The 19,716-nt window shown below is 42.8% G+C and carries 25 protein-coding genes; 4 read left to right on the top strand and 21 right to left on the bottom strand.

Annotated elements, in window-relative coordinates:
* Positions 1 to 11: 11 nt before the first annotated feature.
* Positions 12 to 467 (top strand): universal stress protein, encoded by a 456-nt coding sequence (locus L6E24_RS10370; RefSeq protein WP_257741907.1) that lies wholly within the window; start codon positions 12 to 14, stop codon positions 465 to 467.
* Between the two features lie 112 nt (positions 468 to 579).
* On the opposite strand, the gene L6E24_RS10365 is transcribed toward L6E24_RS10370, so the two are convergent.
* A complete protein-coding gene (locus L6E24_RS10365) occupies positions 580 to 1,908 on the bottom strand; it encodes a response regulator (RefSeq protein WP_257741906.1) in 1,329 nt (442 codons plus the stop codon).
* A gap of 12 nt (positions 1,909 to 1,920) precedes the next feature.
* On the bottom strand, positions 1,921 to 4,473 hold the full coding sequence (locus tag L6E24_RS10360) for a PAS domain S-box protein (protein ID WP_257741905.1): 2,553 nt from the start codon (positions 4,471 to 4,473) through the stop codon (positions 1,921 to 1,923).
* Between the two features lie 300 nt (positions 4,474 to 4,773).
* Here L6E24_RS10360 and L6E24_RS10355 point away from each other — a divergent pair, with 300 nt between their 5' ends.
* From L6E24_RS10355 to L6E24_RS10340, 3 genes are all read left to right on the top strand, one after another.
* Positions 4,774 to 5,292, top strand: coding sequence for a tryptophan transporter (locus L6E24_RS10355; protein ID WP_257741904.1), 519 nt, complete (start codon positions 4,774 to 4,776; stop codon positions 5,290 to 5,292).
* Between the two features lie 67 nt (positions 5,293 to 5,359).
* Complete coding sequence (locus L6E24_RS10345; protein WP_308219119.1) at positions 5,360 to 7,438, top strand: ABC transporter ATP-binding protein; 2,079 nt, start codon at positions 5,360 to 5,362, stop codon at positions 7,436 to 7,438.
* A 1-nt stretch (position 7,439) separates the two neighbouring features.
* Positions 7,440 to 8,237, top strand: coding sequence for an energy-coupling factor transporter transmembrane component T family protein (locus L6E24_RS10340; protein ID WP_257741903.1), 798 nt, complete (start codon positions 7,440 to 7,442; stop codon positions 8,235 to 8,237).
* 94 nt (positions 8,238 to 8,331) lie between these two features.
* Here L6E24_RS10340 and L6E24_RS10335 read toward each other — a convergent pair whose 3' ends face one another.
* From L6E24_RS10335 to L6E24_RS10245, 19 genes are all read right to left on the bottom strand, one after another.
* Entirely contained in the window at positions 8,332 to 9,990 is a 1,659-nt protein-coding gene (locus L6E24_RS10335) for a serine hydrolase (RefSeq protein WP_257741902.1), read from the bottom strand.
* Between the two features lie 158 nt (positions 9,991 to 10,148).
* The gene (gene cmk, locus L6E24_RS10330; protein WP_257741901.1) at positions 10,149 to 10,688 is read right to left on the bottom strand and encodes a (d)CMP kinase; all 540 of its coding nucleotides are present in this window, start codon (positions 10,686 to 10,688) and stop codon (positions 10,149 to 10,151) included.
* On the bottom strand, positions 10,688 to 11,293 hold the full coding sequence (locus L6E24_RS10325) for a DUF106 domain-containing protein (RefSeq protein ID WP_257741900.1): 606 nt from the start codon (positions 11,291 to 11,293) through the stop codon (positions 10,688 to 10,690). Before L6E24_RS10325 ends, cmk begins: the two co-directional genes overlap by 1 nt.
* A 6-nt stretch (positions 11,294 to 11,299) precedes the next feature.
* Entirely contained in the window at positions 11,300 to 11,875 is a 576-nt protein-coding gene (locus L6E24_RS10320; protein ID WP_257741899.1) for an adenylate kinase, read from the bottom strand.
* Between the two features lie 7 nt (positions 11,876 to 11,882).
* The gene (gene secY / locus L6E24_RS10315) at positions 11,883 to 13,316 is read right to left on the bottom strand and encodes a preprotein translocase subunit SecY (RefSeq protein ID WP_257741898.1); all 1,434 of its coding nucleotides are present in this window, start codon (positions 13,314 to 13,316) and stop codon (positions 11,883 to 11,885) included.
* A 23-nt stretch (positions 13,317 to 13,339) separates the two neighbouring features.
* A complete protein-coding gene (locus L6E24_RS10310) occupies positions 13,340 to 13,765 on the bottom strand; it encodes an uL15m family ribosomal protein (RefSeq protein ID WP_257741897.1) in 426 nt (141 codons plus the stop codon).
* 5 nt (positions 13,766 to 13,770) lie between these two features.
* Positions 13,771 to 14,232: a 50S ribosomal protein L30 gene (locus tag L6E24_RS10305; protein ID WP_257741896.1), complete on the bottom strand. Its 462-nt coding sequence runs from the start codon at positions 14,230 to 14,232 to the stop codon at positions 13,771 to 13,773.
* The gene (locus L6E24_RS10300; RefSeq protein WP_257741895.1) at positions 14,232 to 14,852 is read right to left on the bottom strand and encodes a 30S ribosomal protein S5; all 621 of its coding nucleotides are present in this window, start codon (positions 14,850 to 14,852) and stop codon (positions 14,232 to 14,234) included. The genes L6E24_RS10305 and L6E24_RS10300 overlap by 1 nt, the downstream gene beginning before the upstream one ends.
* Positions 14,852 to 15,379, bottom strand: coding sequence for a 50S ribosomal protein L18 (locus tag L6E24_RS10295; protein ID WP_257741894.1), 528 nt, complete (start codon positions 15,377 to 15,379; stop codon positions 14,852 to 14,854). The genes L6E24_RS10300 and L6E24_RS10295 overlap by 1 nt, the downstream gene beginning before the upstream one ends.
* Entirely contained in the window at positions 15,380 to 15,832 is a 453-nt protein-coding gene (locus L6E24_RS10290) for a 50S ribosomal protein L19e (RefSeq protein WP_257741893.1), read from the bottom strand.
* A complete protein-coding gene (locus L6E24_RS10285; protein ID WP_257741892.1) occupies positions 15,825 to 16,256 on the bottom strand; it encodes a 50S ribosomal protein L32e in 432 nt (143 codons plus the stop codon). The genes L6E24_RS10290 and L6E24_RS10285 overlap by 8 nt, the downstream gene beginning before the upstream one ends.
* 5 nt (positions 16,257 to 16,261) lie before the next feature.
* The gene (locus L6E24_RS10280) at positions 16,262 to 16,786 is read right to left on the bottom strand and encodes a 50S ribosomal protein L6 (RefSeq protein ID WP_257741891.1); all 525 of its coding nucleotides are present in this window, start codon (positions 16,784 to 16,786) and stop codon (positions 16,262 to 16,264) included.
* A 14-nt stretch (positions 16,787 to 16,800) separates the two neighbouring features.
* Positions 16,801 to 17,193 (bottom strand): 30S ribosomal protein S8, encoded by a 393-nt coding sequence (locus L6E24_RS10275; protein ID WP_257741890.1) that lies wholly within the window; start codon positions 17,191 to 17,193, stop codon positions 16,801 to 16,803.
* Between the two features lie 14 nt (positions 17,194 to 17,207).
* A complete protein-coding gene (locus L6E24_RS10270) occupies positions 17,208 to 17,384 on the bottom strand; it encodes a 30S ribosomal protein S14 (protein ID WP_257741889.1) in 177 nt (58 codons plus the stop codon).
* 2 nt (positions 17,385 to 17,386) lie between these two features.
* Positions 17,387 to 17,893, bottom strand: a complete 507-nt coding sequence (locus L6E24_RS10265) for a 50S ribosomal protein L5 (RefSeq protein ID WP_257741888.1) — start codon at positions 17,891 to 17,893, stop codon at positions 17,387 to 17,389.
* A complete protein-coding gene (locus L6E24_RS10260) occupies positions 17,890 to 18,618 on the bottom strand; it encodes a 30S ribosomal protein S4e (RefSeq protein WP_257741887.1) in 729 nt (242 codons plus the stop codon). Before L6E24_RS10260 ends, L6E24_RS10265 begins: the two co-directional genes overlap by 4 nt.
* On the bottom strand, positions 18,618 to 18,983 hold the full coding sequence (rplX, locus tag L6E24_RS10255) for a 50S ribosomal protein L24 (RefSeq protein ID WP_257741886.1): 366 nt from the start codon (positions 18,981 to 18,983) through the stop codon (positions 18,618 to 18,620). The genes L6E24_RS10260 and rplX overlap by 1 nt, the downstream gene beginning before the upstream one ends.
* A 10-nt stretch (positions 18,984 to 18,993) precedes the next feature.
* Positions 18,994 to 19,392 carry a 50S ribosomal protein L14 gene (gene rpl14p, locus L6E24_RS10250; RefSeq protein WP_257741885.1) on the bottom strand — a complete coding sequence of 133 codons (399 nt, stop codon included), beginning with the start codon at positions 19,390 to 19,392 and terminating at the stop codon, positions 18,994 to 18,996.
* Positions 19,389 to 19,715 (bottom strand): 30S ribosomal protein S17, encoded by a 327-nt coding sequence (locus L6E24_RS10245; RefSeq protein WP_257741884.1) that lies wholly within the window; start codon positions 19,713 to 19,715, stop codon positions 19,389 to 19,391. The genes rpl14p and L6E24_RS10245 overlap by 4 nt, the downstream gene beginning before the upstream one ends.
* Between the last annotated feature and the right edge of the window lies 1 nt (position 19,716).

Raw genomic sequence — 19,716 nt, 5'->3', positions numbered from 1 at the left:
AGGAAATAACAATGAATAAAATATTAGTGCTCCTGGACGGATCAAAATGGAGCCATAAAGCCGCAAAGCATGCCAGAATGCTTGCGGAGAAGAAAGGCAATACTGAAATTGTATTATTTTCAGTAATTGACAGGGAGGAGATCAGATCCACCGCCTTTTATTATTGCAAGCAGAACAACTCATGCAGCATAATAAAAGATTACGAGGAGAAGATCCAGAGAGACACACGCCATGACATAAACGGGGAGATATCTGAAATACTCCTCAGGTTTAACAGAGAGGGCATCAAATGCTCCTCAAAACTGGCTGTTGGACTTCGTGAGGAAGAGATATTAAAAGAGATTGGTTCTGAAGATTACTCATACATTGTTATGGGTGCTTTTGGTAAAAAATCCAATGTGAAAACCGGAACATTATCGGGTATGATAGCAAAGGATGTCGAAATACCTATGATAATCGTTCACTGAATGAATCAGATCTGCCGGCATTTCTGCCTGTACACAGATAATGGATGAAACATCAAGAAATCTGATGATAATGTTTCATGAGAGGAGAATTCACACCAGGATATGAATTCACTCACTTTTCCTTTAAATTTTCAAATTCCAGCGATTTCATCTCAATTTTATTTACAAGGACATTTATATCAGAATTATAATCAGATATCTCTATTAGATTTGGATCATCTTTAGAAACTGATCTCTTCATAATCTCAAATACAGGATTCTTAAGTTCTTTTATAGATGAGACCATCTCATTGATAAAATATTCAAGGCGGTCTATCTTTCCCTCAAGACCTTCCTTCATCTCTTCATATCTTCTCTCCATGGAGATGTCAGTCATCCGGACAGCAATATGAGTTACATCTCCGTCTGAGAAGAGCGGAATCTTCATAAATTCGATGTACTGGATAATGTTATCTTTCTTAAATGATTTAACCGAATAATCTCTACTTTTAAGCCGCAAAATATGCCGGTAATCATCAATATCCCCAAATACTGAAAATCCCGGAATTTCATATAATGGCCGGCTCAGAAAATACTCAGATATTCCGGCACCTCTGCATAGATCAAGGAACAGGGGATTGAAATAAATTATATTCAGAGATTTGTCAATGATAAACATAGGGCTTTTGTCATGCTCAAGAATCTGACGGAATATATTCTTCTTTTCAGCCTTATCCACAGAAGATTTACTTTTCACATGCAGAATTAAACCTGAAAATACCCCTTCATCATTATGTATATAACCGGCATTGAGAACAACAGGATTATCTGATTCAGAAAGTCTCAGAGATAACTGATCAGGCCATACAATATTTCCGCCATCTCCCGAATTTCCCACAGGCCCGATAATGTCCGGTACAAAAATACCTTCAGCCTCAGATTCACTTAACCCGGACATCTCTGAAAAGGCTTTATTTATTCCTGTAAGCCGGAATTCTTTGTCCGCAGCAAATATCGGATCTTTGATATTTCTTATGCTCTTTATGACTGCATCATTATTTATAACGGAACTTTCATCATCCACCCGGCTTTTTATTCTGGATTTATAAAGAGTCATCTCAATGTTGGTATGAAGTTCCCTCTCATTGAATGGTTTAACAAGATATCCGGCAGGTTCTGCCTTAATAGCTCTCTGCATTGTGTCAATGTCTGAATGTGCCGTCAGAAATATTACAGGGACATCATAAAGGGATTTTATTCTTTTGGCTGCATCAACACCATCCATCTCCCCTTTTAACCTGATATCCATCAGTATAAGATCGGGCCTGAGTTCGCCGGCCTTAAGAATTGCATCTTCACCCCTCGTGGTATGACCAACAACGTCATATCCAAGGTTTTTTAATGACTTTTTTATTGCCATTGCAACAATCATCTCATCCTCAACAACAAAAATTTTCTTCATATAAATTATCCATTACTGTACCGGAAAGATCATTATATACTTAAGACCGCCGTTATTTTCAATATCAAGATTACCATCAAGCTGTTCTGCCAGATTTATAATCAGCTCAAAACCCAGGCTGTCGGAATCCTCTATTCTGAAATCCTCAGGAAGGCCACAGCCATTATCTGAGTATATAAGCCTGTAATTATTTGAATTGTCCTTTTTGAGAGAAATAGTTATTTGTCCGGGATTTTCTCCTGAAAAAGCGTACTTCAATGAGTTGGTAATCATTTCATTCAGCATAAGGCTGAGAGGAATACCCTTGTCGAGAGAAAACCTGATCTCAGGATCAATATCGGTCAAAAATCCAACATCTGCACCTCTTGCAGATATCTCATTTATAAGATATGTACCAAGAGATCTGATATGTTCATCAGCATCAACATCTGAAAGGGTATCTGAACGATACATCTTTTCATGAAGCATACTCATCGAATAGACCTGATTGTAGCATTCCTGCAATATATCCTTTAAGCCCTGATCAGATGTATTATAGGAGTGCAGCCTCAGGATACTTGTAATAATCTGAAGATTATTCTTTACTCTGTGATGGACCTCCTTTAACAGTGTCTCTTTCTCCTTAAGTGACTCTTTAAGATTTTCGATGTATAAATTATGGCTGAGATCATAAGCAGCATCAGGTTCCTCAACACTGCTTAAATCTATGACAATTCCCCTGACACCTACCGGGGTATTTTCTCTCATAATAGGGCTTGTAAAGAGCATTGCACCAAATAATGTCCCATCCTTCTTTTTCATGGAATATCTGATTCCAAGCTCCTGTCCATATGATGAGAGGACAATATTGTCAAGTGCACGGTTATGATCCTCAGGAGTTACAAGATCAAGAAAACCAAGACCTTTTTTCAGGTCATCCGGAGAATAGCCCAGTTTGTTACAGCCCCTTTTGTTAAGGAAGACAACATTTCTCTTAATATCCAGTTCAAATACTGTCTGAGGCAGAAAATCACAGAGATCCCTGAATTTCTTCTCAGCCTTTAACAGATAGTCGACCGCATTTTTCTGGTCAGTGAAATCCCTTCCTATTGCCTGATATTCACGGACATTATTATATTCATCAAAAAATGCAACTATATCCCACCTAATCCAGCGAATTCCACCGTCAGGCAGTACTGCCCTGTACTCAACTGATCCGGAAAATTTATCCGGAGTGAGTGAACTGTAAAAATCGGTGAATACTGAGATATCCTCCCCGCACATATCATGTCCAAAAAGACTTCCGGATATCTCATCCGGATTTTTTCCGGTTAATTTACAGTACGCCTCATTGCAGAATGTAATGGTATGATCCTCTCTGAATCGTACAATATATTCAGAATTTACATCCACTACTTCCCTGTAAAGCTCACGGCTCTCGAGCAGTTCTTTCTCAGTTTTTTTGAGTCCGGTTATATCTTCAAAAACCTGAATTGCACCTGTAATATTGCCATCATTATCCTTCAGAAGTTCTGCACTCATTCTGAACCAGATATCATTTATCCCATCCGTATTATTGAAATATCTCGTCTCCTCAATACCATTGCGCCCAAATGCGGATGATTGATATGAAAAGAGTTCTGCATCCCTCCCATTATTATCTATAATCAGATCTGCAAGCATCGGAGTTTTTTTCTTAAAAAAAGGTTTCCACGCATCTCTGGTCCCAATAATATCTCCGGCAGAAATTCCGGTATAATTCTCAAGTGCCACATTCCAGTGTGTAACATTATGATCTCTGTCCATCGCAAATGCCGGAACCGGAAGAAAACTGATGATATTATCCAGAAGTTCATTTATTCTGAGAAGTTCTGATTTTGCAGATAATATATCTGTGAGATCATGAAATGCCATAATAAAACCAAAATTCTTCTGATTCTGTGAGATCATAATAAATAAAAGGTTATATTTTTTTATTCCGTCAGGCGTAACAATTTCGGAGCTTATAACAGACTCTTCCGGTTTTTCTCCATCAATGCATTTTTTTATGGAATTGTGGATCTTTTCACGGTTTTCTCCGGAGAAGAGGTCAAGTTCAAGAACATTTAAGCCTTTAACATCCGGACACTTAAATTTAATCAGATCAGCAAATTTATCGTTTGCATCCAGAATTCTACCTGATTTATCCATATTTACCGCAGGTGCAGGGATATTTCTGAAGAGGGCATTGAAACCGGAAAAATTCTTTATAAACTCCTCACTTAAAAATGAGATGATAAGTGCGACTGAGATCATAACAAGGGCCCTTAGCAGTGTCCCGTCCATAGCACTATTGTCCGGAATTAATATCCAGAAAGACACAATATAAAAGAAAATAATGCCAAGAGAGAGATAAAAACCCTTCCTGCCAAACCAGATTACAAACAGTAAAATTGGTATGTAATACAGATGGGATGATATCAGGGTATAGCCATTCACCAGAAAAAGAATATTTACCAGGATCACCGCTGCAAGAATAGAGAGACAGATCACCAGACGCTCTCTCCTCTGAACTCTAAAAAAAGGTGGATAAAGAGGATCAGACATAATATAACTCCTTGTTCATTATGACATATAAATCTACCAAAATATTCTCATAAAATGGAATAATTTCCATGATAAAAAAAGCACTGAAAATATCAGGCAGATAAGATTTACATCCGGATAATTCCATCCTTATCATGACAAAATGAGATATAACCAGCATATTGTGGTTTGTTTCAATTATCTGTTATAATATAAGTGTAAACCCACACAAAAATATAATATACTACAAAGTACAATAATGTACATCAAAGTATTATCTAAAACAACAGATTGACAGACAGATTCAGGTGAATTAAAAAAATGAAATCAAAAGATATAGCTATTGTAGGAATATGCCTTGCAATCGGGGCAATTCTAAGGTTTGTTGCAAATATGTTCCCCGGGGCCATAGTCGGAAATCCGGTTATTGCCCTGTACTGTCTTGCAGTTATTCTGATAAGACCATCAGTAAAGGAAGCAGCAGGAATCGGACTTGTGGCAGGCGTTATGTCTATGCTTATCAGTCATTCGATATTTCCGCCGGCAAACCTCATCAGTGAACCACTGGGAGCAGTTGTCTGTGCAGTGACATACAGCCTGCTGAGGGAGAAGATACCCATGAAGGAAGCAGTTACAACATTTGTATCAACATGCGTCAGTGGATTTTCCTTCATAGGGATCTGCATGGTTGTCATGCTGGCCTCCTTTGTTGCAGTTCCGACAGGCACAGTTACAGGATTTTTCATTGCTGTTCTTCCGATAATCATAATCACAGCAGTTATTAATTCGGTTGTCACACAGATTCTTTACATTCCGTCAAAGAAAGTTCTGTCAAGATGAATAATCACACTAATAAACTCTGATGTATAACAATATACATCAAAGCATTTTAGCTAAGGGATCAATTATGAAATCAAGGGATATCGCAATAGCCGGAATACTCCTGGCAATAGGTGCAATTTTAAGGTACCTCTCAAACATTGTACCGGGGGCAATAGTAGCCAATCCGATTATTGCCCTGTACTGTCTTGCAATTATACTTATCAGGCCAAAATTGAAGGATGCACTCGGTATAGGCATAGTTGCCGGAATTATATCCGCAATAATCAGCCATTCGATATTTCCGCCGGCAAACCTCATCAGTGAGCCGATAGGTGCACTTGTCTGCCTTGGTGTGTATAATCTCACCAGAAACAGAGTTCCGCTCTCACCCGGAATTTCAACCTTTATTGCAACCCTTGCAAGCGGATTTTCATTCCTGATAATAAGTATTGCAGTGATAATGTCGTCAATTATCTCCGCACCAGGAGAATCATTCACATTTGAGTTATTTGTGCTTACAGTATCCCCGATAATTATCCTGACGGCTATAGCAAACTCTGTGATTACACAGATTCTCTCAATACCATCCTCAAGAATTCTTATGAGAAACTCCTCAGGTATTCCTGAGGACAGTTCAGTTTCCGGGCATGCAGGAGCAACTGCCGGAAAGAAAGAAATAACAGATAAATTTCCGGCCTTCAGATTTGAGAATTATTCGTACAGTTACCCCCAGGGTGAAGGAAAGGCCCTCAGCAGTATTGATCTTGAGATTAAAAAAGGCGAATTTATCCTTGTAAACGGCACAACAGGTGCAGGTAAAACAACATTCTGCCTCGCCGCAGCAGGTATTTTAAACCATGAATATGAAGGGACTTCCGGCGGCAGACTGGAGATTTCCGGAAGGGAAGTCATGGAATATCAGGACATGGGAGAGATTGGAAGCCACATAGGCTTTGTATTTGATGATGCAGATGCCCAGCTCATCTTCACAACCGTAGAAGAGGAAGTACTCTCCGGGCTTGAGAACCGCGGGCTTGATGAAAGATCAGTCAGGGATAAACTTGAGGAGATAATGAACCTCACAGAGATTTCAGGCTTACGATACAGGGCACCGCATACACTCTCCGGCGGGCAGAAGCAGAGGGTGGCACTGGCAGCAACACTTGCTTCAGGAACTGAATGCTTAATCCTTGATGAGGCAACAGCAGAACTTGACACTGAGGCAACTGAGAAGATAATAAAGATCCTCTCAAAACTTAAAAGTGAAGGCAGGACTATCATCGTTGTTGAACAGAAACCAGAAGAGATGTCCGGAATTGCCGACAGGGTAGTCATCATAGATGACGGAAGAATTTCCGGAAATTACCCGGCAGACGAGTATTTCAGAGATTATAACATCCGGAAAGATGATATCGGTGCTGAAGGGGAATGCGCCGGAAAAATATTTTTAAATACCACAGATATTACAGAGAAGAACAGTGACAGGATAGTCGTTGAATTTAAAAATGTCACGCATAATTACGGAAAAGAGACTGCCCTTGACAATGTATCATTAAAGATATTTAAGGGAGAACTGATTGCTATAATCGGTGAGAATGGATCAGGTAAGACCACACTGTCAAAGCATATAAACGGACTCTTAAAACCAACCTCAGGGGAAGTTGTGGTAGCCGGAATCAATACCGCCGGAAGTACTGTCACAGAACTTGCAAAACATGCAGGGCTGGTATTTCAGAATCCTGACACCATGCTCTTTGAGGACAGTGTCGAAAAGGAGATATTATTCGGGCTTAAAAATATTGGTGCTGATTTGACCAAAGATCCGGATTACATCAACAGAATTCTTGACGAGTTCGGACTTTCCGGGAAAAATAATATATTTCCAAGATCAATGAGCCGGGGAGAGAGGCAGAGGCTTGCAATTGCCTGTGTAACTGCAATGAAACCGGAGATTATTATTCTTGACGAACCGACAACCGGACTTGACCCTGAGGAGTCACTCAGGATAATGAATATCATCCGCCGCCTTGCAGCAGAAGGGCATACAGTCATTATGGTCAGCCATGATATGAAGATTGTTGAGAAGCATGCCGGAAGGATCATAAAAATGGAAGGCGGAAAGATTACCGGGGACATTTCATGCAGTATTTCAGGGGTGATCTGATATGGCAGAGATATTACAGTACAAAAGAATAAACGGCATATTTCACAACTTAAATGCACTCTCAAAGGTGCTCTTTTTAATTTTTGTACTGCTGACCGCAATTGCAGCGACTGATCCTGTGATCATTGCCGGGCTTGTGGTAGTTCTGTTCATCCTCTCTGCAATCGGTAAATTTGCAGGTGAACTTGCACGGCAGGTTCCAATGCTTGTATTCCTCTCTGCCGGACTTGTGCTGCTTACTGTTCTTACCATGCAGAGCGGGGATGTGGTTGGTTATCTAATCCCATCTGCAATTCCCGTAATCGGAGGACATATACCGATTACCACAGGTGCCCTTAACTTTGCGGCAATTCTCTCACTGAGATTCTTTGCAATGCTCTTTGCATTCCAGATATTAATCATATCCACACAGCCAAGGGATCTTGTCCATGCACTCCAGAAGGCCAGAATGCCGGTGGACTACACATTAATGCTCCTGATAGCAATCAGGTTTATCCCAAGTCTTCAGCTTGAGGGAAAGAGAATTCAGGAGGCTCAGCTTGCACGGGCATACAATCCGGGCGGCGGAGCAATGGGAAAGGTAAAGTCACTGACACCGATCATAATTCCGCTTGTATCAAACGCTCTTGGAAAAGCAAATGTCCTGGGGCTTACCATCGACATGAGGGGCTTAAGGACAATGAAGAGGACACCGCTTGTTGAAGATCGGTTAAAGAGTGCAGATTATATCTGTATTGCCCTGATTCTTGTTGCAGGTGCTGTGATGGCGGCGTATTTTGCCGGAATTCTGACATTCTAAGATAAATTTAAAAAATAATATTTATTTTTCCCAGCCATTAACTGAACTTATTGTTCTTATTTATTTTCAGAGTACCATCAGGCACTTAACTATCTTACTTCATTTTTTCAGCAACACGAAACAGAATTTCTTCAGCGATTTCCGAATCAAAATTATTTGTCAGGACAACTATGCTTGTATTACACTCAGGCAGACAGTATATCTCCGAGGCAAAACCACCTGATGAGCCATCATGACCAACAAGACGGCCAAAGGGTTTATCAATCACTGCAATACCAAGACCGTAGCCATCCCCGGAGTCATCCGGAACTGTCTGAAGCATCTGTGAAAGGGTATTGCTGCTGATAAACTTCCCGTTCATAAGTGCAGGCATAAATTTAGCAAGATCCTCGGCATTTCCGACAATACCGCCATCACCAAGGCCAAAGCCGTCATTGTACATGGTAACGTCAGTAAATTTTCCGTTAGCCTCTTCATATCCCCTGACAATTCCAGCACCGGTATTTTCCGGACTTTCGAGGTAGCATGAGTTCATACCGACAGGACCGAATATCCGGTTCTCCAGTTCATCAGCAAGTGGATTTCCGGTAATCTTCTCAATAAGAATCTGGAGCAGGACATAATTGTTATTGCAGTATTCAAACTTCTCTCGCGGAGAAAATCCAGGCGGAATATCATAACTGTAGGTTACAACCTCTTCCGCTGTCCACCAGTGGGAGGGATCATCTTCCACTGCATCATCAAATCCATCTGTCATGTAATCCGGAATTCCGCTTCTCATCTGCAGAGTATCCCTGACAGTTGCCTCATCCGCATTTGCAACAGAGGATGCAATATCTTCAGGCAGATAGTTACCAATCGGTGCATCCAGATCAATGAGTCCTTCTTCTGCCAGCTGCAGTACAACCGTTGCAACAAACGATTTTGTTGCACTTGCAATACGGAAGAGATCGTTTGCAGAGACACCCTTCTTCGCCTCAAGATCTGAAAGACCGGCGGTTGCGGAATAAGTGCCCTTATCTCCGGTCACATAAACCACAACTCCGGGTTTATCTGAAAGAGAATATGAATCAAGAATATTACCAAACTGGCTGTCAGGTTCACTAATTTTTCCTACAAAATAATATGCAATCTTTGCAGCGTCTCCGACATCAACTTTTCCGTCATCATTAAAATCAGCAGCCAGATCCACCGGAGTTAAGTCTGCAACCATGTATGCAACCTTTGATATATCACCAATATCGACCACTCCATTGTCGTTGAAGTCACAATTAATAGATCCAGGAATATAATCTGCATTTAATATATTGCTGCTAACGCCGTTATTGGCAACTGTCAGGCTGACAGTATAATTGCCGGCTGCCGTGTAGTTGTGCACCGGACTTTCCTTTGATGATATATTACCGTCACCAGGGATGAGCATCCCATTAACATTTCCGGGACAAACATCAATAGATGATTCAACAGGCCCCGAATCACTCCTGTTTTCAACAAGTCTGAATGTATAATCTTTACCGGAATCAAGATCTCCGGCGCGGTATTCTGTTGTCATCCTCTCAGTAATAGTAACTATTAGTACTCCATCCCGGTAGAGCTGATAATTTACAAAATCTTCCGACTCAGACTCACTCCAGACAAGATCAACGTTATCAATCCCAACATATGGAGCTGAGATTGCGGATGTTAAAGACGGCAATAACAAAATAAGCAAAATTGTAATTGAATAACGTAAAATGGCTTTAATATAAGTCATAATCATTCCGTGCTACTAATCTTCACCTAATGTGATAAATATATTCTTGACAGATTGCCACTCATTTCAGGAATATGAGCAATTCAGATGTTCGGGTTAAAACTGAAGATAAAACACCAAAAATGAAAAAATAGAAGATAATCCTATTATTACAGTAATTAATCCTGCAAATGTCTGTTAAGATTATTAACAGCGGAGATGACAAAACCTGACAATTCGTCAACTCCCCACTTCTCAGAATTTATAACGAGATCATATATTGAGAGATCAGTGATATCGATATCATAATACATCTTATATCGTGCAGCTTCAGAGAGTTCTCTCTTGATAGTCTCCTCTTTTGCGGATTCAATATCGGACTCTTCCCTTCCGGAAATCCGCATAGCACGACACTGAGGGGATGCTGCAACCCAGATCTTAATATCTGCATTGTCAACCATATGCCCTGCAAGCCGGCCTTCAATAATTATATTATCTTCTTTCTCACCGATCTCTTTCTGCCTTTCGTCAATCTGCCGGTCAACCTGCGGGTCCGACTCACACAACTTTCCAAACTCAATGAGGTCCATTCCCTTCTCCTTTGCAAGGGAACGGAATACCTCACCGGCAGATATGAACTTAAAAGAAAAGGTCTCAGAGAGTTTTTTTGATAGTGAGGTTGTCCCGCTTCCGGGAGGGCCACTCACTGTAACTCTCATCAGAGACCACCAATATCCAGGGTCTTTCTGATGACCTGACTCAGTGTCAGAGAGCAGAGCATATACCAGAGAATCCATCCCGGAAGTATCAGGAATGTAGGCTCAATCAGATTCACTGTGCCCATAAAAGGGAAGGTAATATTACCCATATCAGGAGCCATATGCAAAAGCCACAGGAATATAGGGATAGTAATCAGCATTATCCAGCCCATAGGCTTAAACTGCTCCTGAGACATTGCAAGCTGATCCTGCATCATCTTATCTCTCTTCTCAGTCATCTTTTTGACTCTCTTCTCATCGCCGGAGAGCTGAGCTTCACGGAAATCCTTCTGGAAATCACGCATCTTCTTCTGAACAGCCTGCATCTTCTCATAATCAATAGTATATTTCTGAAGAAGAGAAGAGTAACAGCCTGTAATTACTGCAAGAAGAAGAATCATCTCAGGCCATGAGATTCCAAGAATATTATATATTGGATTTAAGACAACTCCTGCAATAGAAGCCACCAAATCCCTGAGCGCCGGAATACTGTAGATGACCATGGCAATGACCATAATAATTAAAAAATTAAACATTCCGGCGTTCTGAGTCTTTGCCTTAGCCATTGTGTATCACCTCAGAAGTGTTACCATCTCAGATATTGCATTATCGAGAAGATAATCAAGATTCTTAATTATCTTTACTGTGCATCCGGTCATCATTGAATAGGAAGCCGCCATATAGCGGTTATATCTCTGATGATCCTTAATTGCTGCATATCCTTCCATATCACGCTGCCTGCTCATATCAGAGAGGCGGCGCTTTAAGATCTGATCTTCATCAGTCTCAACGAGCACAATGATGTCAGGCCTCATTTCGTTTAAAACCCAGGCAGGAAGACCTGCCAGATAACCTGACGGGGTGCTCACTGTGCAGTGAGTATCGATGATAACATTCTCATTAATTCTTGCTATAACCTGGGCCGCAGTCTTCTGCAGTGAGCACTGAATATCCTGATCAAGACGCCTCATCTCGTCACGATCATGGACCTTACCCTGCTCACATGCAACTTCAAACATGCATGTCCCAAAATTGATGGAGGTGTAATCAACACCCTCCTCCTTAAGCGCCTCAAGAGAAGCATTAATGACAGTTGTCTTTCCAACTCCCGGAACGCCCGTTATTACAACCTTTCTGCCAGTACTCAAAACCAGTTCACTCCTTTCCGAAGAATCCCCTCATAAACGGATACATCTCCATAATCTGCTCACTTGCAATCTCTTCATACAGCCTGTAAACAATACTGACAGTAAGAAGAAGTCCTGTACCTCCTACAGCACCAATAACACCAAGATAATTGGCAAGGATACTGAGCAGACCGACAGCAATACCGCCGATAACAGTTACACGGGGGATGTACCTGTCGAGGTATTTTACAAGAACCTGTTCATTGCGCCTGTAGCCGGGGATATGCATTCCGCTTCTCTGAATCTGTCTTGCGACATGTGGTGAATCAAGTCCAGCAGTCTTTACCCAGAAGAGAGCAAAGATCGCACCTCCGACCACCATTATAAAGAAATCTATTCCCATACGCAATAGAACTTCCCATACTGGATGACCGAGATCAGACAGCCACCACATCCAGTCAGTCGGGGCATTAATCGGAGCAGTCACATACATGATTCCGTCAACCGGAGTCTGGCCGTCAAACTTACCAAGGAATGTGATACCGATATTATTCAGGAAAAGGCCAACCATCTGCCAGTTTGCCTGAAGAACACGGACAAGAATCATCGGAAGAACACTGGCATATATAAGCTTGACAGGGAATCTTCCTCTTGCACCCCTCACAGCCGAATGTGCAAGCGGGATCTCAATTCTTGTGGATTCTGCATATACAACAAGTCCGAATATGAATATTGTTGTCAGCAGAGCAAGAATTTCAAGCCCGAAATATTCAATGAAATTAGCACCATCAGCAATCACTGCAAATAACCTTGGGAAGAATCCAATAGGATAAGCGTCATTTACAGGGGACCAGTTCAGGAAACCGTTTATCAGACCCTGTGAAACACCGGCAACGATAAACAGACCAACTCCTGACCCGACACCCCATTTTGTGACGACTTCATCCATCAGAAATATCAGTACCCCTCCCATGCACAACTGCAGAAATATCAGAATTGTAACAATCATCATACTTCCGCCGAAGAGCTGCATAGCTATTGCAGGATCAGGTCTCAGAAAGCCGCCTACCACGTTTGGAGCAGCTTCAAGCACAATCATCACAAAGATCATCAGTTTCTGAAGACCCATGTACATAACCTGCCCACGGGTGTCAGATGTATTGATGCCCAGAAGATCTGCACCGTTTAAGAGCTGGAGGACAATTGATGCTGTGACAATCGGCCCGATACCCAGATGGACCAGTGACCCACTTGCACCAGCAAGAAGAGCACGGTACATTCCAAGCCAGTCCTGAGATTCAGGACTCAGACCAAATATCTGAACATTTGTTAATAAAAAATACAATATCAGAACAGCTAATGTCCACAAAACTTTATTTTTGAAGTGGACATGCCCTTCTGGTGCTCTGACAGCCGGCATTGCTGCCAGAAGCGGCTCCATTCGATCCAGCATCGCTCCCATATATGGTTCACCAAAAAAAAAGATCAGGCAGTCAGAGCCTGACCACCATTCTCTTCGATTTTTGCCCTTGCACTCTCGGAGAATGCAGGAGCAGTAATATTCATTTTATGATTAATCTTTCCGCCGCCAAGTATTTTATCAATTCCTATTTGTCCGGCATCAATCACGACAACATCGTCCTGCATGGCTGCAAGTCCCTTTGAAATAAGGGAGTCAACCAGCTGGTCAAGGTCGCCGACATCAATCACATTTGCTGCCACTTTATTCTTACTTACAAAACCGTGCTTTCCATTGTGAACCTCACCGAGCAAAAGGAAATGTGTAAACCTGTGGTCTCTGTGACCTGCACGTCCTTTTCCTCCGCGATTTCCTGCACCACGGCGGTTTTTATGGGTACCGCCGCCACATGTGCGTGAACCACGGTACTTTGATCTTTTATTTACCGGCATCAAATTCACCTCATTCTGTAGAGAAGTCCGTTGATCTCACTTCCGTAATTTCCAAGAGCACCACCCTGCTGGTATGTGCGCTTTATGGACTTGTATCCCTTTCTGGGCGGGTGGAGACGGAGAACCGGTTTTAAATCCGGAACATCAGTCAGTTTTGCTTCACCGGCACAGACTGCCTCTGCAAAGGAAGCAATATCTGCAAAGTCGGAGTTCTCCTTCACATACTCATCTGTAAGCTTACCGTCTGCTGAAAGGCGGCCACGGTTAGTGAGAAGTGTTGCAAGAACACCGGCATCTGCCTGACCATATGCAACATAGTCCTTTACCTTCCTGATCATACCCATGTATGCCGGAGTTTCAGGTAAAATGACACAGTGGTTGACATGATGCAGACGAAGCATCTTAAGGGTGTCCTTAATTTCCTTTCGGGCGTTTACAACACCGCGAACCTGCACAACGAAATACATTAGCGTGAACCTCCGTCGGTTCTGATAAGATTTGCCTGCTTAAGTGCATCAAATGTTGCTTTGGCGAAATTAATTGTTGTCCTGGTCTGTCCGCTTGACGATGTCCAGACATCCTTAATTCCGGCAAGTTCGAGCACTTTCTTTCCGATGTCACCGGTAACAAGACCGATACCCTGTGGTGCAGGCAGAAGGTTTACCTTTACACTGCCAGCCCTTCCTGTAACACGCACAGGAATGGAGTGACCCTGTCCACATGCGCATTCCCAGCTGCCACAGCCTCTCTTGACTTTGATAATATTGAGCTTTGCATTGGCAATTGCCTTTTTAATTGCATTGCCGACCTGGGCATCCTTACCCTGGCCAAAGCCGATATATCCGTTGCGGTTTCCGACAACTACAGCACAGCGGAATTTTACACGCCTTCCACTGTCTGTCATCCTCTGAACCATATTAATATCGAGAACTTCATCCTCAAGATCAGGGAGGAAGTAGTCAACAATCTGAGGTTCCTTAATTGGCCTGCCACCTTCAAGAATTGCTTCAAGACTTGAAAACTCTCCGGCTAAAACCTGTTTACCAAGACCAGTGAGAGGAATCCATACTTCCTGTTCATAGGCCATTATTTCAGCTCCTTCATTATTGCATCTTCAGCCGCTTCGACATTTTCTGCAAGGTCGCCTGCCTTTTCAGGCTGATATGCTGCGATATGAACGCCCTTTACCCTGTCGTCATCCGGAAGAATCTCTTCTCCGTGCGGTACATTTAGTCCGGCAGCCACAGCACCCTTAAGTGCAGCAAAGACCTTTGCACCGTGTTTTGCACGGTGAAGACCTATATCCAGAATTGCTTCTTCGTATCCGGCATTGAATGCCTTTACTGCGAAGAGCATTCCTGTAAGATATGCTGCTGGTGTGTTGCCACTGTAACCCTTATATCCAAATTTCTCAAGTTCGCCCGAATATGCAGCTACGAGAGTTCTGTCACCCTCAAGACCTGCTTCAACGAGCTGACAGATTACCTGCTTATTTGTAATGCGAACCACCATACGTGGTTTGCCTGAAACAACAAGCTTTGAACGTTTGTAATAATCTGTCTTACCTTCCCTTCTCCTGCGGAACGTAACAAAATATCTTGGTCCGGTTGCCATTTAGTTCATCCTCCCCGAAATCTGCTCAAGCTGAGCCTTCATGTGGGCGACATTTCTGAACTGTCCACCGGAAGCTTTTCTGTACATTATTCTGTAAAGATGAGCGTCAATCTGACTTTCGTCACGCATTACGCGAAGTTCTCTTCTGATTGCACGGATCTTCTTAATCCATTCTCTCTTGGACGGAGTACGTGCACCTTTTGCACCTTTACGATGTCCGTGTCCTTTTCTGTGACCATATGAACGCTTGGCCGTCAGTGCCCTTGCCCTGCCGCGGCTTACACCTTTGACAGGTTTTGCAACAATTGCGCCCTCATCAATAAGCCCTCTGATATCCTCACGCGAGATTGCATTACTGATATCTTCTGAGCGCTCTGAATCGAGCTTTACGCGGTTCACACCACACTTCATTACAGCGGCAGCGATGCGCTTCTGATTCCTCAGATCACTCATCGTCTTCCGCCTCCTCTACAGATTCTTCAACATCCTCTACAGGAGCATTGATCACCTTAGGGTTGAGAATCTTAAATCCAAGGCCTTCAGCTTTTTCCTGAATTGCAGCACGCTTTTTGTTTCCAACTGTGCCGGCAATCCTTAATGCCTGAACTTCAGGGTTGAGTCCCTCAATGTCAGCAGGATTGTGAACCAGTACATCTTCATATCCGCTTGGGTGCATGAAACGTACAGCTTTTGGGCTGCCGAATCCAGGCTGCGGGTGACGGCCTTTTGCCTTGTACTGTCTTCTCTGCTTGCTCTGAAGACCACGAGGTCTTCTCCATGTGTCCTCAAGTTTCTTCTTACGGGAAAGGCCCTGGCGCTTGAAGGTTGCACGCTGGGAATTGCGTGCCCGAATAAGTCTAATCTTTTCGTCAGCCATTTATCTCACGCCTTTTCAACAATGTAAATTCCGTCCTGGAAAACGCGGTTATCACGTCCACGGACCTTTGTTGCTTTCTCTATTCTTGATGCACTAATGCCGACAAGTTCCTTATTAATTCCGGAGAGTGTAATTTCATCTCCATCAATCTTCATGGAAACTCCTTCAGGAATAGCTGCATATCTTGCTTCCTTTTCTCCGAGGAAATTTACGATCTCAAGCATATCCTTGCTCTGCTTAAGCTGAATCGGAAAGTGGTTGTATATTACCTTTAAGCGGTACACATACTCTTCCTGGACACCTTTACACATATTTCCTGCATGTGCAACAAATGTTCCAAGCATTGCATAGATCTTCTTCCTTGTGGATTCAGTTGAAGCGACAAATTCACCGTCTTCAACCCTGAGAGCTATACCCGGATAGTGCAGATTCCTTTCAAGAGTGCCTTTTGGCCCTGAAATTACAAGAGTTGAACCTCTGACTTCAGCGTTTACGCCATCAGGAACCTGAATTCTTTTTTCTGTTACCATTATGTACGCACCACCTAATACACATATCCGAGAAGCTCACCGCCGACACCCTCGTGACGTGCCGTCTCATGGGAGATGACACCTTTTGAAGTTGTCAGGATAAGTATTCCAAAGTTCTTTGCAGGAAGATATCTGGTTTCCCATTCTTCTATTTCATCGGTTTTAACGGTGAAACGTGGAGTGATTGAACCACACTTATTGATATTACCATTGAGTGAGATTCTGAACTGTCCGCCTCTTCCGTCGTCAATAAGTTCAAATCCTTCGATGTAACCTTCTTCCTTCATAATGCCGAGCATTGATCCAATGAGCTTTGCGGCAGGTTCAACAATACAGAATGTCTTGCCTACATCAGAAGCGTTCTTGATTGTACTCATTGCATCAGCAATTGGATTTAGTTTTGTCAATTTAAACACCTCATTTAATTGAGCTTCTTAAACCCGATCTTTGCTGCGTTCTCACGGAAGCACTGTCTGCAAAGCCAGATATTGTATCTGCGGACAAGTCCCTGTTTTCTTCCGCACATCTGGCATACATTTGCGCCACGGCCAAACTTCTTTGTGGATTCTTCCTGGTTTGCATTCTTATTCTGTGCCATAATTACTGCACCTCCACCTGAAACCTGTCTGCCATGAATTTGATAGCATCTTCACGTGAAACTCTCTGAGCTGCCGGAAGTTTCTTTCTCTCAATGCTTCTGCGGCTGATACGTACACCTCTCCTCTCAAGAATGACTGTTATATCCATTCCATAGATACCGATCATTGGATCGTAGCTCTGGCCCGGAAAATCGGTGTGCTCCTCAATACCAAAAGATACATTGCCTGTTTTATCAAACTGCCCTGCATAAAGCTTCTTTTCAATGATATCAAGAGCTGTTCTTACAACCTCTTCAGCTTTTTCTCCCCTGAGGAATACTTTGCAGCCGATTGCCTGTCCTTTTCTGATTCCAAAAGCAGGCTGGGTTCTCTTTGCAACTGTCCTGACAGTCTTCTGACCGGTGATCTCTGAGATGATAGTCTCAGCTTTCATTAATTTGTCACCGGACTCTCCAACACCCATGTGGACAACAACTTTGTCAACACAGACTTCCTGCATTGGGTTCATTCTTCAATCCCCCATACAGATACTGCCGATTCATCTTTGCCCACAATGAAGACATAGTCCTCGATTGTGTCAAATGCTTCACCTGTCTTCTCCTCAGTCAGGTAAATCCTGTTAGGAATGCTTCCCGGAACTGTGACAATCTCAGCTATTTTGCCAACCTTACCTGAATGCTTACCGCCTATGATCATTGCAACGCTGCCAACTGCAAACGGAAAATGACCAACAACTTCAAAGCGTGTTTCAGGTTCAAGGCTTAAGACAATTGAATCCTTTGGATTGTATTCCTGAGTATCAACAATTACATTAGCGCCGTATCTGAGATTCAGCTGAATCTTTCCGCCTTTGACAATGGTCTTGTCTGCAATCTTACATAGACGTGATTTTGAGGCTTCCTCTGTAATTTCAACGGAAACGTAGTCGCCCTTCTTGTTGCGAAGGATACGGTAGTGCTTTCCGGTCTTTGGAATTGAGATAATGTCAAAGACACCAATACCCATCTTTGAGTCGGTGCATGGACTGCCATTCACAATTAAGGAACGCTCTGTAAGAATCTTCTTAACTTCCTTGACATTGTTTGCAAGACCTGTGTGGTCCCTGAGCCAGACAGCTACAGGCATAGCATGACTGTTGTGTGGTCCCGGTGCGGTCTTCTTTACAAACGTGTTTGTCTTTTTGGGAATACGCCATCCGGAAGGTGAATTTAATCTTTTAAGATGGTTTGACATTACTTCTTCGCCTCCAGTCTCTCCTGGCGGATTTTATCGTTGAGATTCAGTTTGACAATCTGAACATTTGAAGCATAAACCGGTCTTGGAACTTCAGTGCCGTCCACTTTTGTAGAAGTTACTCCGTGGACAAGGACTGTTCCTTTCTCAAGGTTTACGCCATCAATTATGCCTTCATCGCCTTTGAAATCACCGCGTGTTACTTTAACAGTGTCACCTTCAACAATTCTGAAGGATCTTCTGCCATATTTTTCACGGAGTTCAGATGACAGTGGTGCATTCAGGAATTTGCCAAGCTGGTGAAGCTTTGCATTGTAGCGTGCTTTGCGCTGTTTCCTGGGCTGAGTACTAGAAATTCTTACCATTCAGCACACCTCAGACAATAATTGTAGCCATTGAGCCGATCTTTGGGAAACGCTCTGCAACTTCACGTGCTACAGGACCCTTAATCTCAGTGCCCTTAGGTTCGCCACGTTCGTTTGTAATTACCATTGCATTGTCCTCAAAGGATAGGCGGAGGCCGTTTATTCTTCTTATCTCTTTACTCTGTCTGATAACAACCGCTTTTTCAAGCTTGCGGCGCATCTCAGGAGATCCCTTCTTGACAGAAACTGTTGCCATATCGCCAAGACCAAGTTTTGGCTGACGGTTTTTGACACCATGATACCTGTCAACAGATATAATCTGTACCTGACGGGCACCTGTATTGTCAGCGCATGTCATCCTGGAGCCCGTGGCAAGTGCCCTTGGCACTCTGGACTGCTTTGCTTTCATTCTTCAGACACCTCTACAACAACAAATTTCTTTGTCTTTGAAATTGGCCTGCATTCAGCGATCTTTACTGTATCGCCGACTTTTACGCCAAGACAAGAAGGGTTGTGTGCGTGAATCTTTGAAGAACGTTTTTCATAACGCTTGTACTTCTTCACGTAGTGCAGATAATCTCTTGCAATTACAACAGATCCCTGCATTTTGTCACTCACGACTTTGCCGGTAATCACCTGGCCGCGTACTGGCAAAGTGCCGTGGAATGGACAGTTTACGTCGTTACATTCCTTTTCAGGAACAGCGACGTTTAACCCTGTATTTTTAGCCATA

It is taken from the genome of Methanoplanus endosymbiosus (assembly GCF_024662215.1).
In the GTDB taxonomy this organism is placed as follows: Archaea; Halobacteriota; Methanomicrobia; order Methanomicrobiales; family Methanomicrobiaceae; genus Methanoplanus; species Methanoplanus endosymbiosus.
Note: the sequence above shows the minus strand (reverse complement) of the source record. Positions and strands in the feature narration are given on the sequence as shown.

Coding starts and splice junctions, on each gene's coding strand:
- L6E24_RS10325 (WP_257741900.1), bottom strand. CDS start 11,293: ATGGCTAAGGCAAAGACTCAGAACGCCGGAATGTTTAATTTTTTAATT.
- L6E24_RS10340 (WP_257741903.1), top strand. CDS start 7,440: ATGGCAGAGATATTACAGTACAAAAGAATAAACGGCATATTTCACAAC.
- L6E24_RS10305 (WP_257741896.1), bottom strand. CDS start 14,232: ATGTATTTCGTTGTGCAGGTTCGCGGTGTTGTAAACGCCCGAAAGGAA.
- rpl14p (WP_257741885.1), bottom strand. CDS start 19,392: ATGAAAGCAAAGCAGTCCAGAGTGCCAAGGGCACTTGCCACGGGCTCC.
- L6E24_RS10345 (WP_308219119.1), top strand. CDS start 5,360: ATGAAATCAAGGGATATCGCAATAGCCGGAATACTCCTGGCAATAGGT.
- L6E24_RS10245 (WP_257741884.1), bottom strand. CDS start 19,715: ATGGCTAAAAATACAGGGTTAAACGTCGCTGTTCCTGAAAAGGAATGT.
- L6E24_RS10370 (WP_257741907.1), top strand. CDS start 12: ATGAATAAAATATTAGTGCTCCTGGACGGATCAAAATGGAGCCATAAA.
- L6E24_RS10310 (WP_257741897.1), bottom strand. CDS start 13,765: ATGCCGGTAAATAAAAGATCAAAGTACCGTGGTTCACGCACATGTGGC.
- L6E24_RS10265 (WP_257741888.1), bottom strand. CDS start 17,893: ATGAACCCAATGCAGGAAGTCTGTGTTGACAAAGTTGTTGTCCACATG.
- L6E24_RS10360 (WP_257741905.1), bottom strand. CDS start 4,473: ATGTCTGATCCTCTTTATCCACCTTTTTTTAGAGTTCAGAGGAGAGAG.
- L6E24_RS10365 (WP_257741906.1), bottom strand. CDS start 1,908: ATGAAGAAAATTTTTGTTGTTGAGGATGAGATGATTGTTGCAATGGCA.
- L6E24_RS10260 (WP_257741887.1), bottom strand. CDS start 18,618: ATGTCAAACCATCTTAAAAGATTAAATTCACCTTCCGGATGGCGTATT.
- L6E24_RS10270 (WP_257741889.1), bottom strand. CDS start 17,384: ATGGCACAGAATAAGAATGCAAACCAGGAAGAATCCACAAAGAAGTTT.
- L6E24_RS10290 (WP_257741893.1), bottom strand. CDS start 15,832: ATGAGTGATCTGAGGAATCAGAAGCGCATCGCTGCCGCTGTAATGAAG.
- L6E24_RS10355 (WP_257741904.1), top strand. CDS start 4,774: ATGAAATCAAAAGATATAGCTATTGTAGGAATATGCCTTGCAATCGGG.
- L6E24_RS10280 (WP_257741891.1), bottom strand. CDS start 16,786: ATGGTAACAGAAAAAAGAATTCAGGTTCCTGATGGCGTAAACGCTGAA.
- L6E24_RS10285 (WP_257741892.1), bottom strand. CDS start 16,256: ATGGCTGACGAAAAGATTAGACTTATTCGGGCACGCAATTCCCAGCGT.
- L6E24_RS10335 (WP_257741902.1), bottom strand. CDS start 9,990: ATGACTTATATTAAAGCCATTTTACGTTATTCAATTACAATTTTGCTT.
- cmk (WP_257741901.1), bottom strand. CDS start 10,688: ATGAGAGTTACAGTGAGTGGCCCTCCCGGAAGCGGGACAACCTCACTA.
- L6E24_RS10295 (WP_257741894.1), bottom strand. CDS start 15,379: ATGGCAACCGGACCAAGATATTTTGTTACGTTCCGCAGGAGAAGGGAA.
- secY (WP_257741898.1), bottom strand. CDS start 13,316: ATGGGAGCGATGCTGGATCGAATGGAGCCGCTTCTGGCAGCAATGCCG.
- rplX (WP_257741886.1), bottom strand. CDS start 18,983: ATGGTAAGAATTTCTAGTACTCAGCCCAGGAAACAGCGCAAAGCACGC.
- L6E24_RS10300 (WP_257741895.1), bottom strand. CDS start 14,852: ATGGCCTATGAACAGGAAGTATGGATTCCTCTCACTGGTCTTGGTAAA.